General features: G+C 36.8%; 13 protein-coding genes. 1 reads left to right on the top strand and 12 read right to left on the bottom strand.

The features are described 5' to 3' along the window. Positions 1–13: 13 nt before the first annotated feature. The 11 genes from rimP to rpsB all read right to left on the bottom strand — a co-directional run bounded on the left by rimP (position 14) and on the right by rpsB (position 13148). Positions 14–487 (bottom strand): ribosome maturation factor RimP, encoded by a 474-nt coding sequence (rimP, locus tag AC6UD1_RS00625; RefSeq protein ID WP_500695577.1) that lies wholly within the window; start codon positions 485–487, stop codon positions 14–16. A gap of 117 nt (positions 488–604) precedes the next feature. Then, the gene (locus tag AC6UD1_RS00620; protein WP_500707065.1) at positions 605–4933 is read right to left on the bottom strand and encodes a PolC-type DNA polymerase III; all 4329 of its coding nucleotides are present in this window, start codon (positions 4931–4933) and stop codon (positions 605–607) included. A 37-nt stretch (positions 4934–4970) separates the two neighbouring features. After that, the gene (locus AC6UD1_RS00615; protein WP_500707064.1) at positions 4971–6677 is read right to left on the bottom strand and encodes a proline--tRNA ligase; all 1707 of its coding nucleotides are present in this window, start codon (positions 6675–6677) and stop codon (positions 4971–4973) included. 18 nt (positions 6678–6695) lie between these two features. Next, positions 6696–7967 (bottom strand): RIP metalloprotease RseP, encoded by a 1272-nt coding sequence (gene rseP, locus AC6UD1_RS00610; RefSeq protein WP_500707063.1) that lies wholly within the window; start codon positions 7965–7967, stop codon positions 6696–6698. 24 nt (positions 7968–7991) lie between these two features. Next, positions 7992–8780 (bottom strand): phosphatidate cytidylyltransferase, encoded by a 789-nt coding sequence (locus tag AC6UD1_RS00605; RefSeq protein ID WP_500693847.1) that lies wholly within the window; start codon positions 8778–8780, stop codon positions 7992–7994. Positions 8781–8790: 10 nt separating this feature from the next. Then, positions 8791–9528: an undecaprenyl pyrophosphate synthase gene (gene uppS / locus AC6UD1_RS00600; protein WP_500707062.1), complete on the bottom strand. Its 738-nt coding sequence runs from the start codon at positions 9526–9528 to the stop codon at positions 8791–8793. A 53-nt stretch (positions 9529–9581) separates the two neighbouring features. Next, the gene (locus tag AC6UD1_RS00595; protein WP_500693849.1) at positions 9582–9995 is read right to left on the bottom strand and encodes a hypothetical protein; all 414 of its coding nucleotides are present in this window, start codon (positions 9993–9995) and stop codon (positions 9582–9584) included. A gap of 20 nt (positions 9996–10015) precedes the next feature. Further along, positions 10016–10579: a ribosome recycling factor gene (frr, locus tag AC6UD1_RS00590; RefSeq protein WP_500693850.1), complete on the bottom strand. Its 564-nt coding sequence runs from the start codon at positions 10577–10579 to the stop codon at positions 10016–10018. A gap of 1 nt (position 10580) precedes the next feature. Then, a complete protein-coding gene (gene pyrH / locus AC6UD1_RS00585) occupies positions 10581–11303 on the bottom strand; it encodes a UMP kinase (RefSeq protein ID WP_500695573.1) in 723 nt (240 codons plus the stop codon). Positions 11304–11430: 127 nt separating this feature from the next. Beyond that, entirely contained in the window at positions 11431–12312 is an 882-nt protein-coding gene (gene tsf / locus AC6UD1_RS00580) for a translation elongation factor Ts (RefSeq protein ID WP_500693962.1), read from the bottom strand. An 80-nt stretch (positions 12313–12392) separates the two neighbouring features. Beyond that, positions 12393–13148 carry a 30S ribosomal protein S2 gene (rpsB, locus tag AC6UD1_RS00575; RefSeq protein WP_500693852.1) on the bottom strand — a complete coding sequence of 252 codons (756 nt, stop codon included), beginning with the start codon at positions 13146–13148 and terminating at the stop codon, positions 12393–12395. Positions 13149–13368: 220 nt separating this feature from the next. On the opposite strand from rpsB, the gene AC6UD1_RS00570 reads away from it, so the two are divergent. Further along, complete coding sequence (locus tag AC6UD1_RS00570; RefSeq protein ID WP_500696626.1) at positions 13369–14067, top strand: HAD family hydrolase; 699 nt, start codon at positions 13369–13371, stop codon at positions 14065–14067. Positions 14068–14108: 41 nt separating this feature from the next. Here AC6UD1_RS00570 and AC6UD1_RS00565 read toward each other — a convergent pair whose 3' ends face one another. Next, positions 14109–15110 (bottom strand): D-2-hydroxyacid dehydrogenase, encoded by a 1002-nt coding sequence (locus AC6UD1_RS00565; protein ID WP_500693854.1) that lies wholly within the window; start codon positions 15108–15110, stop codon positions 14109–14111. Positions 15111–15146: the final 36 nt, after the last annotated feature.

Genomic DNA, 15146 nt, shown 5'->3' with positions numbered 1-15146 from the left:
TTTAATCTCCTAACTAAAATTCAATTGCTAATCTAGCTTTTGAAATTAATTTTCGCGGAATTTCAAGTTCACTAATTCGCGTTTTATCTTTAATTGCTAACGTTAATTTATCATCATCAACACTTTTGAGGGTTCCCTCAAAAGACTTTTTCCCATTGAGTTTTTGATATAAAGAAACGTGGATATAATCACCAATTGCATTTTGATAATCAGACTCCCGTTTTAATGGCCGTTCGGCACCTGGCGAAGACACCTCTAAGAAGTATGGTTCGTCAAATGGATCTGGATCCAATTCATCAAGTTTTTCACTTAACTGATCACTAACCAAAACACAGTCATCCAAACTAATTCCTTGGTCTTTATCAATATAAACTCGCAAATACCAGCTTCCACCCTCTTGAACATACTCAATGTCATAAAGGTAAAAATTGTTATCATCTAAAATCGGTTGAACGGTTTTAGTAACTCTATCAATAACTTCGCTCAAATACTTTACCTCCTAAAAAATACCAATAAAAAGAGCGAGCATCCCTGCTCACTCATCAGAAGAGTTTATTATTACTGATATAACTATACCATATAACCCAAATAATATCAAAAAGCCCTAGATATCAAACAGACTTAACTGATTTTCATCGGGTAATTCACTTAAGACTCCATTTTGGGTCATAAATTCAATAATGGTTTTAGAAACTTTACCACGTTTAGCAAGATCTTCCTTTGAAATAAATGGCTTATCTTCTCGAGCCGCCACGATTTGTTTAGCAACGTTTAAACCTAGTCCAGGAATTGCTCGAAATGGTGCGATTAATTTTTTACCATCAATTAACCACTCAGAAGCGTCCGAGCGATTAATATCGACCATCTCAAATTCATAGCCCCGCTCCAACATTTCATTGGCAATTTCCAAAACAGTCAAAAGATTTTTCTCTTTAGTGGATGCTTCGGTCCCTTTATCGTTGATTGCCTTAATGCTTGATTTAACTGCTTCTTTTCCATGACTCATAGCCACAATGTCAAAATCATCAGCCCGAACAGAAAAGTAAGCGGCATAGTAAACTAGTGGAAAATAGACTTTAAAGTAAGCCACTCTTAGTGCCATTAACACATAAGCAGCCGCATGAGCTCGCGGAAACATATACTTAATCTTTAAACAAGAATCAATGTACCACTGCGGAACACCAACGTCTGTCATCTTATCCTGCCACTCATCCTTAATTCCGCGACCATGTCTAACTTGTTCCATGACCTGGAATGAGGTTTCTGAATCTAACCCCCAGTTAATCAAGTCGGTCATGATATTATCACGACATCCAATCACATTCGCAATGGTAGCCGTCCCATCCTTAATCAGTTCTTCAGCATTTCCTAACCAAACATCGGTCCCGTGTGACAACCCAGAGATTTGCAATAATTCAGAAAAATTACTTGGTTTAGTTTCTTCAAGCATTCCCCGCACAAAACGCGTCCCAAATTCAGGAATTCCAAGTGTCCCTGTCTTTGAAAAAATTTGTTCAGGACTCACACCAAGAATCTTAGGACTAGCAAACAATGACATCACACCCGGATCATCCATTGGAATCGTTGTCGGATCAACTCCTGATAAATCTTGAAGCATTCTGATCATCGTTGGATCATCATGTCCCAAAATATCAATTTTTAAAATATTATCATGGATGGAATGAAAGTCAAAATGAGTCGTTTTCCATGCCGCATTTTGATCTTCGGCCGGATATTGTATTGGAGTGAAATCATAAATATCCATGTAATCTGGAACAACAATGATTCCTGCCGGATGCTGTCCAGTAGTTCTTTTAACACCAGTTGCACCCTTAGAAAGTCGATCAATTTCAGCATTTCGAAAACGTTTGCCGGTGTCCCGTTCATAAGCCTTTACGTATCCGTAAGCTGTTTTATCAGCAACGGTTCCAATTGTTCCGGCCCGATATACATTCTTTTCACCGAACAGAACCTTGGTATAATTATGCGCAATTGGTTGGTAGTCTCCAGAAAAATTTAAATCAATATCAGGGACCTTATTTCCCTTAAATCCTAAGAAAGTTTCAAAGGGGATGTTGTGCCCATCACCAACCATAACTGTTCCACACTTCGGACACTTTTTATGTGGTAAATCAAATCCAGAACTATATTCACCTTTAGTGAAAAATTGCGAGTACTGACATTTAGGACAACGATAATGGGGAGGAAGTGGATTAACTTCAGTAATTCCAGACATAGTGGCAACTAAACTCGATCCAACTGAGCCCCTAGAACCTACTAAATATCCATCCTTGTTACTTTTAGAAACTAACCTTTGAGCAATTAAATAAATAACAGAGAAGCCGTTTCCAATGATACTTTTTAGTTCTTTATCAAGACGCTTCTGGACAATTTCAGGAAGCGGATTGCCATACAAACGATGCGCTGTATTCATCGTTCGATCTCTAATTTCGTCCTTAGCACCCTCCATTTTTGGTGTATACAACTTGTCTTTTAAGGGTTTTACGTCATTAATTTCGGAAGCAATCTTATTAGTATTATCAACTACAATTTCTTCAGCTTTATCTTCACCCAGAAAATTAAAATCTTTCAACATTTCATCAGTGGTTCGAAAATGGAGATCGGGTAATTCTTGGCGATTCAGTGGGTTAGCTCCGCCTTGAGAATTAATCAAGATCTTACGATAAATATAATCATGAGGATCAAGATAGTGAGCGTCACCAGTTGCTACTAACGGAATGTCTAGCTCATGGGCAATTTCATACATATTACTAATAATTTCTTGTAACTTACCCCGATCACTAATTAATCCTTGATCGATTAGTGGCTGATACGCTGCTTGAGGCTGAACTTCAAGATAATCGTAAAACTTAGCCTTATCAAGTGCCTCTTTTTTACCCTTTTGCATCATCGCTGTGAACACTTCGCCACTCGAACAAGCCGATCCAATCAATAGACCATCCCGAAACTTCTTAAGCTGACTCCTAGGAATTCGAGGAACCCGATAATAATAATCAACATGAGCAAGTGATACCAGCTTAAACAGATTCTTTAAACCGGCTTGAGTTTTCGCCAAAATAATAGCATGGAATGGACGAGCATGCTTATAAGCATCATGCTCCTCCATATGATCATTAAGTTGATCGTGGTACTGAATGTTATATTTATCTTCAGCCTCTTTTAAAAAAAGATAATTTAAATGACCAGTTGATTCTGCATCATAAATCGCACGGTGATGGTGCTCTAATGAAACGTCAAACTTTTTAGCTAACGTGTTTAATCGATAACTCTTAAAATTAGGATACAGAAAACGTGCCAACGTCAAAGTATCAATAATTGGATTACTAATCCTACTCATGTCATGGCGTTCGTAACCAGTATTCATGAACCCAATATCAAAAGTAACGTTATGTCCTACAATGATTGCATCACCACAAAACTCACGGAACAACTTAAAGACTTCTTCTTCAGACTTAGAACCAGCCACCATATCATTGGTAATTGAAGTTAAATTGGTAGTTTGTTCAGACAATGGGAAACCAGGATCAATGAACTCCTCAAACTGTTCAATCACATTGTTATTTTGCATCTTTACAGCCGAAAGTTCGATAATCTTATCGTAAATTGCTGATAAACCAGTGGTTTCAACGTCAAAGACAACGTATGTAGCATCCTTTAAAGCAACATGTTTATCGTTATAAGCAATTGGTTCACCATCATCAACGACATTTGCTTCCATTCCATAAATCATTTTAATATCGTTATCAACTGCAGCATGATAGGCATCCGGAAAGGATTGCACGTCGTCGTGATCAGTAATGGCAATTGCGGGATGACCCCATTTTTTGGCGCGACTAACATAATCACTAATCGAATTAGTAGCGTCCATCTGGCTCATGTTAGAGTGTAAGTGCAGCTCAACCCTTTTTTTATTTTCAGGGGCAGTATCTTTTCTTTCTTCGTGTTTAATTGGATTAATATCATAAGCATTAAGTGTCAATTCATGAGAGTAGTTATCTTCTTGAATGCTTCCACGAACTTTAACCCAATCTCCTACATTTAATGATGCAAATTCTTGTTCTTCGTCATCATTTTTGGAGAATTTTTTAACAACAATTGACGAAGAATAATCAGTAACCTTTAAAATCATCAATTGGCGGCCAGATCGTAATGATCGAATTTCTTTATCAAAAACATATCCACTAACTACGGCGGAACGTTCCTCTTCGGTTATGTCCACCATCTTAGTAATATCAACATCATCTTTGATTTTCTTTCCAATCATTTTAGAATGCTTACTTGGATGTGATTTGCCTGATGAATTCTTTAGAGCCTGCATCGCCTTTTGAGCCAACTCAACGTCACGTTGTTGTTTCTTTTTCTTTAAATCATCTATTTTTTCTTGAGACGCGGTAGTATCAATCATGGTATGAATGGAAAATTTAGGAAATCCAACTCTTTGATAAGTTGATTCAATTGGTCCCAAAGCATTACCATTTAGAAAATCTTTGACGATTTCATTTTCAGCAAGAAAGGTAACTCGGTCATCAATCAGTTTTGGTAAGTTATTATTATATAATTCATGCGTTAAATTTGAAGTAATTCCAGCGTGATTTACAACCCATTGCCAATAGTCACCAAGCTTACGATTATCAAAACCACTATTCTTAGTTTTAATCTCGAAATCTACCTTAGCAATCCCGTCGAAGGCCATATCCAAATGATGAACAAATTCTATAAACTTTTCGTAGGGCATAATTTCTGGCAAAACGAAATGAAAATGCCATCGATTTGATTTTTGATGCACATCAATTTTGTCAATTTCAGCATTTTGAAAGTAAGATTGATCAGCTGAATCTTCTAATTTAATTTGCTGAAGTAATTTACTAAATAATTCTTTTTTATTTAAACCCACTTTGATCCTCTCTTTCATTAGTTTAAAAAAGACCAGTCAAAACCTGGTCTTTAATTTAAATCTCTTTAGACAAAATATCAATTGTATTACTTAAATCATCTTGTTTAGTTTCAATCGTTTCGCCAGTTTTACGAATTTTAACTTCTACAATTCCTTCATCCGCCTTTTTGCCGATTGTAACCCGAATTGGGATCCCAATAAGATCAGAATCAGCAAACTTAACCCCGGCACGTTCCTTACGATCATCAACCAAAACAGATAGTCCTTTTGATTCCAATTCTTTTTCAATTGAAGATGTCATCTCTAATTGCTCATCATTTTTAACATTCGTTGGGATAACATGAACATCATATGGAGCAATTTCTTTTGGCCAAACTAATCCATTTTGATCAGCTTGCTGCTCTGAAACTGCCGACAACAAACGACTGACACCAATTCCATATGAGCCCATGACAACCGGGATATTACGACCATTCTGATCGAGAATATCAGCACCCAATGTTTTGGAATATCGTGTCCCCAATTTGAAAATATGACCAATTTCAATTCCCTTGGTAAACTTCAATACTCCGCTACCATCAGGAGAAATGTCTCCTTCTTTAACTAAATGAAAATCCCCAAAGTCTTTTACTTGGTAATCACGGTCGTAATTAACGTTTTTATAATGCTTCCCGTTTTTGTTAGCCCCGGTAACACCATTACTAATACCTTTAACATACTGATCAGCATAAACAGAAACGTCATCTGGAACATTAATTGGTCCAACCGATCCAGGTTTAACGTCTAAGTATTTAGAAACCTCAGTTGGGATAGCAAGTTCTGCCGAATCAGCATCAAAATAATTCTTAACCTTTGTTGGATTAATTTTTTGGTCTCCCCGAATCAAAATCATTACTGGCTTACCATCAACGATATAAAGTAAACTTTTAATAATCTGATCTTTTTCAACATCAAAGAACTTACTAACTTGATTAATGTTATTAACATCTGGAGTGTCAACTAATTCCAAATCATTTAATTCTTGATGTCCCTTTTGATCAACAAACATATTCGTCGCCATCTCCAGATTAGCAGCATAATCACTATCATCCGAATAGACAATCGTATCTTCACCAACCGCAGCAGGAGCAGAAAATTCTTTTGAATCGGAGCCACCCATTGACCCAGAATCACCAATGATGGTCCGATAATTTAACCCAATCCGGTCAAAAATTCTCTGAAACGCTGCTTCCATTTGTTTATAAATCTTATCCAAATCATCATCATCTTCAGAAAAGGAATAGACATCGAGCATAATAAACTCTCGACTACGCAACAATCCATAACGTGGCCGATCTTCATCACGATACTTAGGTTGAATTTGATATAAAATTAAAGGAAGCTTTTTATATGATTTGATATTATTTTTAATTAGATCTGTAAAAGTTTCTTCATGTGTAGGACCCAAAATAAAATCCGTATCATGTCGATTTTTAAATTTAAATAGTTCGGGACCATAAGTGTCATATCTACCCGAATCTTTCCATAATTTAGCTGGAATAACTGTGGGCATCAACATTTCTGCTGCATCGGTTTTATCTAATTCTTCACGAACAATTTTTTTGATGTTTTCAAGCACGCGATATGCCAGTGGTAAATATGCATACATACCTGCCGAAACCTGCCTAACGAATCCAGATCGAACTAGCATTTTATGACTAAGAGCTTCAGCTCCCGCTGGATCTTGTTTTAAAGTTGGTATCAATAATTTTGACTGTTTCATTTTATAACCCCTAAAGTTTTATCGAATAAAGTATCGCTCAATATCATTCCAAGTTACCAGTACCATCAATACTATCAGAATGGCAAAACCAATGAGCGTAATGATCGTTTCCGTTTTTTCCGAAACTGGTTTTCTTCTAATTGCTTCCACAATATTTAATAATATTTTACCACCATCCAAGGCTGGAATTGGTAACACATTTACAATGGCTAAATTAATGGATAAAAATGCTAAAAAGCTCAACAGTCCTAAAAAACCGCCCTTGGATGCGTTAGACGTCTCCGCAAAAATGGCAACTGGACCACCTAAGTCATTTAAAGAAAAATGGGTAAACATTGAACCCAACACACCAAACAATTCAGTTGTCATATCCCAGGTTCGAGTAAATCCAGAAAACAACTTAGCTGAAAAACTAGTGTCCATCGCCTGCTGAACTCCAATCATACCAACTTTTTGCTTCTGAATGGTTTTGGCTTCAGTCGTCATTGAAATATTTTTAACTTTTCCATCATGCTTAACCGTTAAAGTTACTTTTTTATCTGGGCGCTTCTGAATCAACGTGCCGATATCATTCCACGTGTTGGTTTTGTGACCATCAACAGCCAAAATATTACTATTATTTTGCAGACCAGCTTTTTTCGCAATTGAAACTTGTGGCGACAGGTTAACCTTGTTTGAGTTATTAGGAACTCCACCTTGCATGAAGGACAAAAGCATAAATGCCAAAATTGCCAAGACAACGTTGTTAAAAATTCCCGCGCAATTTACCAAAAGTCGTTTATACAAAGGTGCTGACTGAAATTGAACGTCAACCGGCGCGATTTGAACCTCGATCCCATCTTTTTCAATAATAGTAGCATCGTGATCAACAGAAAACTTTTTTTTCTCAGAATCATCACCATTTTCGTATCCTTCAATCCAGAGACCCCTTTCTAGATCGGATCCCGACACATCTAGTGGTATTCCTTGAAACAGTTGGCTTTTATTACTCAAATCAATTCTAGTAACAACACCTTTGCTATTAGTTTGAAGCCGAACTGGAGTCCCTGGCTGAATTTCTTCATCCTCATCATCACTACTTCCAGCCATTCGAACATATCCACCAATAGGCAGTAATCGTAGTGTATAAGTCGTGTGATTATGTCGATAGTAAAACAACTTGGGACCCATTCCAATCGAAAATTCACGGACCATGATTCCTGACATTTTAGCCACGATAAAATGACCAAATTCATGAACAAAAACTAATATTCCAAAAATGATTATGAAACTAATGATTGTAATTAACAATAAAGACCCAGTCCCTTCCAGATATTACACAATTCCAAATAAATGTAGTAGTGGTAGAACAAATAATAAACTATCGAATCGATCTAATATTCCACCGTGGCCTGGCAAAATCTTGCCGGAATCCTTAACTCCATAATAACGCTTTAAAGCTGACTCAACTAAATCACCAAATTGACCAAAAATGGAAAGAACAATCGTAATAAAGAACATACTTACAGTACCAATCCCATCAATTGGGAAAAAGCAGACAAAGATTGTACACAAAATGGCTGCTAGTGCTGTACCGCCAATCGATCCCTCCCAAGTCTTATTAGGAGAAATATGAGGTGCCAATTTGTGCTTTCCAAATGCCCTTCCAAAAAAGTAGGCACCAGAATCAGTTAACCACACAATAAACAAAGCGTACAACAGGGTTGTTAATCCATCAGTCCGGGCTTCAATAAAGTAATGAAATCCAAACCCAATGTACAAAATTGCCAAGGTAAAGACCCCAGCGTCATCAAAATTGAACTTATTTTTAGAAAATACGGTAAATAACATCAATAACATTATTAAAATGTAAATTGCAAATGGAGGCTTAATCCACAATGGTAAAAATGATAACCAGTTTGTCGGGATAATCATAGCAATTGTCGCAACAAACGCAATTAGTGTCTCTGGAGACACTAAAAGTCGTTTTTTCATAATAAAAATTTCTGCTAGAGCAATCAAACCTAACACGATAGCGGCTAAATCAATCCATATTCCACCAGCAATGATAATTGGTATAAAAATAATCAAAGCAATAACCGCTGTGATAATTCTCTGCTTCATAATAAATCTCCTATTTTGCGTCCAAACCACCAAATCGACGGTGACGCTGTTGAAATTGTATAATTGTTTTTTCTAGATCGGCAGGTGTGAAATCAGGCCAGTACTGATCAACAAACTCTAATTCACTGTACGCAATTTGCCATAACAAAAAATTAGAAATCCGTTCTTCACCACTAGTTCGAATCAATAAATCAGGATCAGAATATTCACCCAAAAAAGCGGTCATCAAATGATCTGAAATTGTCTGATCAGAAATTTCATCAACATTTATATTACCCCTTTTTACATTTTGCGCAATTTCCTTAACGCTACGCACAATCTCGTCACGACTACCGTAATTTAAAGCAAAATTCAAAACCATCCCGGTACAATCCTTAGTATCATCAATTGCGTCATAAACTGCCTTTTGGGTTCTTTTAGGTAATCCAGAAATGTCACCAATTGTCGTAACCTTAACATTGTGTTTAATGAGGCTCGGAACAAAATCATCAAAAAATTTAGCTGGCAAACTCATCAAGTAGCCAACTTCCTTTGCGGGTCGCTTCCAGTTTTCAGTAGAGAATGCGTATAACGTTAATACTTTAACCCCAAGATTACTTGCTTTGGTAGTAATATCTTTTACTACTTCCATTCCGCGTTTATGGCCAGCAATTCTAGGTAAGTGTCTTTTTTTTGCCCAGCGCCCGTTTCCATCCATAATTATTGCAATATGATTAGGAATGTTTTTTATATCCAGTTCGTTAGTCATTTGAGTACCTCAATACTTTTACATAAATAAAGGATGAGAGAATCCTCATCCTTTTACTTTACTAATTTCCATTCTCCACGACCTGCGTCAACCAAAGTATTAAAATACTTTAAAATCTTATTAGCGTCTTCTGGGCTCTGTTCCCCGAGTTGATTCAATCCCTCACCGGTTGGGATTGGCTCTGACAGATCTGTAATCTCGTTTCCATTCTCAATCGTCGCTTTTGAGAAAGCAATAATCCAGTCATTTTCGATCAAGGGAGAAACTACAAAAAATAAGTTAAAGTCATCATTAATATAAGCGGGCATCACGTACACATTATCTTGAATTTTCTGTAATTGATTACCATCATAGTCCAGTGCACGCAGGTTTCCTTCGTTAACTGGCTGTTTCAAACGAAATGCCATGTGATCAAACTCAGGTGTGCCCGGTGTTACTTCTTTTTCGTTATCATTATCATCAGCCATTAGAAAAACTCCCTATTTTATTAACCATTAAGAATCTCGTCTTCCTTTTTCGAGATAATGTCTTCCACTTCAGAAATTGACTTATCAGTGATTTTTTGAATTTTGTCCTCCAAATTATGAGACTCGTCATCCGTAAAATCACCATCTTTGTTACCACGTTTGGCAGCGTCCATGCCGTCACGACGAACATTTCTAACTGCTACTTTACTTTCTTCACCAGTTGCTTTAACTTTTTTCGCAATTTCTTTTCGACGATCTTCTGTCAACTGTGGGATCACAATTCGAATATTGTCACCATCATTCATCGGATTAATTCCAAGGTCAGCCTCTAAAATACCATGCTCAATGTCCTTTAACGAACTCTTATCATAAGGTGTAATTAAAATTACACGCGGTTCTGGAATTGAGATTGAAGCTACCTGATTTAATGGCGTTGATGCCCCATAGTAGTTAACTCTAACCGGACTTAATAAACTAGCATTAGCACTACCAGCTCTGATGTTTCCAAGTTCCCGCTGTAAGGCTTCCTCTGCTTTCTTCATTTTTGACTTAGTTGTGTCAATAATTTCATTTGAACTAGGCATATTATTTTCCTTCCACGATTGTTCCAATTTTGTCACCTTGAACAACCTTCTTGATATTGCCAGGCTTATTTAAATTGAATACCACTAACGGAATATTATTATCCATCGAAAGTGAACTTGCAGTAGTATCCATAACATGTAAGCCTTTGTTAATGATATCCATTTGCGTTAATTTCTCATACTTTTTAGCATTGGGATCGGTTTTAGGATCAGCTGAGTAAATTCCGTCAACTCCGTTTTTTGCCATTAAAATGGCATCAGCGTCAATTTCAGCAGCACGGAGGACTGCCGTAGTATCAGTTGAAAAGTACGGATTACCAGTACCTCCAGAAAAAATCACAATTCGTCCCTTCTCTAAGTGGCGAACTGCTTTACGCCGAATGTAGGGTTCTGCAATTTGCTTCATTTCAATCGATGTTTGAAGCCTAGTCGGAACATCCACTGATTCAAGGTTATCCTGTAAGGCTAAACCGTTCATAATGGTCGAAAGCATCCCAATATAATCGGCTTGGGATCTTTCCATTCCCATTTCTTCACCAGCTTCACCACGCCACATGTTTCCACCACCGACAACGATGGCAATTTGAATCCCTAAGTTATAAACATCTCTAATTTCTTCAGCAATCGTCTTGATAACGGGGGGATTAATTCCAAATCCTTTATCACCAGCAAGAGCTTCACCGCTTAACTTTAAAACGATCCGTTTGTACTTTAAATCTGCCATCAGATTTCCTCCAACAATATAAATTAACTACGATAATTTTAGCATATATTAACGTATAACAACAGTGCCCTGAAGTTAGGTATAACAAAAAAGCCAGTGCATTTAACACTGACTTTTTGCTGAAATATTATTGATTCATTTGTTGTTTAACTTCATCAGCAAAACTTTGAGTATCTTGTTCAATACCTTCACCAACTTCATATCGAACAAAGCCTTTTAGTTTACCATTATTTGATTCAACATATTGTTGAACAGACATATCAGGATCCTTAACAAAAGGTTGATCAGCTAAACTAATTTGAGCTAAGAATTTCTTTAAACGCCCATCAACCATCTTTTCAACGATCTTTTCAGGTTTACCCTCACTTAGAGCTTCCTTTTTAAGAACTTCACGTTCATGCTGCAACCGATCTGAAGGAATTTCATCTTGAGTTAAGAATTCTGGGTTTTCAGCAGCAACATGCATGGCAACATCCTTAGCAGTATTGTCATCTCCACCTTGAAGTTCAACCAAAGCACCAATTTCTCCACCATTATGAAGATAAAAGCCAAAACTATCATCATCATTTTTATTAAAGGTCTTGAAACGACGCAATTTGATTTTTTCACCAGTAACTTGGGTAGTATTAATGATGGCATCTTCGACGGTTCCATCGTTTAATTCAAGTTTCATTGCTGCATCTAAATCTTTAGGCTGATTTAAAGCAATTGCATCAGCAACAGCATCAATCAAATCCTTAAAGTCATCATTGCTGGCAACAAAGTCCGTTTGCGAGTTAATTTCAACGATCGCAGCCTTGTTATCATGAACAGCAACTCGAGTGAGGCCACTGGCAGCCACCTTTCCACTCTTCTTTTCAGCCTTTGCAACCCCATTTTCTCTAAGAATATCAATGGCTTTCTTTTCATCACCATCGGCGGCAACTAAAGCCTTCTTAGCATCCATCATACCAGCACTAGTCTTGTCACGTAACTCTTTAACTTGTTTAGCAGTTACTTTTGCCATAATTGTGATCTCCTTTGTTTTAATAAAAAACTGACTTAAATTAGGCCAAAAGGGTCTAAACAAAAGTCAGCCTATCACTTTAATTATTTAGTTTCTTCGGATTTTTCATCTTTTTGGTCAGCATTTTTATCAAAATCTTTTTCGCTAACTTCATCTTCACCCTGTTTACCCTCAATAATAGCATCAGCCATTGTTGAAGTAATCAATCTGATGGCACGAATTGCATCATCATTAGAAGGAATAACATAATCAATTCCATCAGGATCAGTATTAGTATCTACCATTGCTACAACCGGAATATTAAGCTTTTGAGCTTCATGCAAAGCAATTTGTTCCTTATGTGGATCAACGATGAACATTACATCCGGAATCTTAGGCATATCTTCGATACCGCCTAAGAATCTTTCAAGTTTGTCGGTTTGCTTCTTAAGCAAAGCAACTTCCTTCTTTGGTAAACGTTCAAAAGTACCATCTTGAGCCATCTTTTTAAGTTTCTTCAAGTACTTAATTCGTTTTTGAATCGTGTTCCAGTTGGTAAGAGTACCACCTAACCAACGATGGTTAACGTAGTAAACACCAGCACGTTTTGCTTCTTCTTCAATTGAATCTTGAGCTTGTTTCTTAGTACCAACAAAAAGAATTACAGCATCATTTGCTGCTTCATCCTTCATAAAGTTGTAAGCACGGTCAATGCACTTAACCGTCTTTTGTAAATCGATGATATAAATACCATTACGTTCAGTAAAAATGTATTTCTTCATCTTAGGATTCCAACGACGAGTTTGGTGACCGAAATGAACACCAGCCTCAAGTAATTGTTTCATTGTAACTACAGCCATAATTAGCCTCCATATAAAAGTTTTTTCCTCCCTAGAATTATGCAAGGAACTCAAATGAGCACCGCCTTACAAAACCTTCTAGGTGTGTATTGGTAATTAACACCAAGGATTAGTATACAAAATATCAACGTAAATAACAATAATATTTTGAGATTTAATCAAATCTTGCGTATAATATTAAAAATGTGTTACGGTTCTATGTATCTGAGGAGGAGTTTAAATGATAAAAGCTGTCGTATTTGACGTCGACGACACATTGTATGATCAAAAGCGGGTTTCAGAAGAGGCCTTTTTTAAGACGTTCCCTAATCATCCAATTATTGACTCAGCTACTTCATTTAAAAATTTTCAAATTCAAAGTCCCTTAGTTTATTCCAATATAATGTCTGGAACTTACAAGCAAAATGAACTAGTTTATCAAAACATCAAAAATGGTGTTAACGATCTTGATCCGGATAAAGAAGAAATTAAACATTTTAAGAAAAACTATCTAACTTGTATTAAAGAAATTTCATCTTATCACGATCTTTTAAAGACAATCCAAATGTTGTCAAATGATTTAAAAATTGGAATTATTGCTAACGGATCCAGTCAATTCTTAAATAACGAACTAAAGATCCTTGGATTAGATGATTACATTGATCCTAATTACATCATTGCTTCAGAGTCAGTTGGCATGTTAAAACCGGATCCTAAAATTTTTACCGTTATGAATCATAGATTAGATGTAAGACCATCCGAAGTAGCTTACATTGGCGATTCATTTACTGGTGACATCATTTCAGCCAAGCGAGCTGGTTGGCATGCCTTTTGGTTCAATCACCGCAAAAGGTCTGTTCCAGAAACAAACTTCGTTCCTGACCAAACAGTAACTTCTCAAACTGAACTTTGTGAACTTTTAAAGGCTCTATCAAAATAAAAAGCGCACTTCATATGAAGTGCGCTTTTTATTTTGATTTCCTATTTAACTTCAACTGAGTTATCGGACTTACCGTTTTTAATCAATTGAACGTTTGAATCGAGTGCAATTTGAACCATGTTCTTAACCGCAGGCTTCGTGTAAAATGCAATGTGTGGAGTGATTAAAACATTATCCCGTTTCATCAAGTTCTTCAGTCTGTCATCTGGGATCTTATCAAAACTTCCAAAATCAACATTGAAAATACCCACTTCGTTTTCGTACACATCAAGAGCAGCTCCTGAGATCTTGCCACTGTCAAGGCCACGAATCAAAGCATCAGTATCAATCAAACTTCCACGGGCAGCATTGATAATTTTGATTCCATCTTTCATTTGCGCAATTGAATCATCATTAATCATATGATCATTTTCTTTTAATGCTGGGGCATGAAGCGTTATAATATCAGAATTTGCATACAATTCTTCAGGGGTATCAACGTAAATTCCCTCTTTTTTGAGCTCAGGGTTTGGATAAGGGTCATAAGCAATCACTTTGGCACCAAAACCTTGAAGGATTTTAACAACTTGGCGTCCGATTCTTCCAGTAGCATAGACACCAACGGTTTGTTTGTTCATTTCGTCAGCAATATCTGGAGCCCAGGTCATGTTACCATGGCGTTCCTTATCTTCAAACTTTTTAGTATGACGAAGTAACCGCATCATTTCTGTAACCGCTAATTCAGCAATAGCAGCTGGTGAATAAGCTGGAACGTTAGTGACATTAATGCCATCACGTTTAACAGCGTCGGCATCAACATTATCCACCCCGACGTTTCGAAGTGAAAGTGATTTAATGCCAAAACTAGCTAATTTGTCTAAAATATCAGCAGTATAAGGCTTTTGCTGGTATGCAACCACACCATCAAATCCCTTTGCTTCGTCGACAGTGTCATTATCCAATAATTTTGATTCTGCTTTTACTTCAATGTCTGGATGAGCTTTATCCCATTGTTCTAAGTATGGTCGTTCATCGTCTCTAATTCCATATGCAATGATTTTCATAACTTAGTCCCCCTTTTCTTTTCACCATAATTATAA

This window comes from Fructilactobacillus sp. X8R1C1 (genome assembly GCF_059900945.1).
Note: the sequence above shows the minus strand (reverse complement) of the source record. Positions and strands in the feature narration are given on the sequence as shown.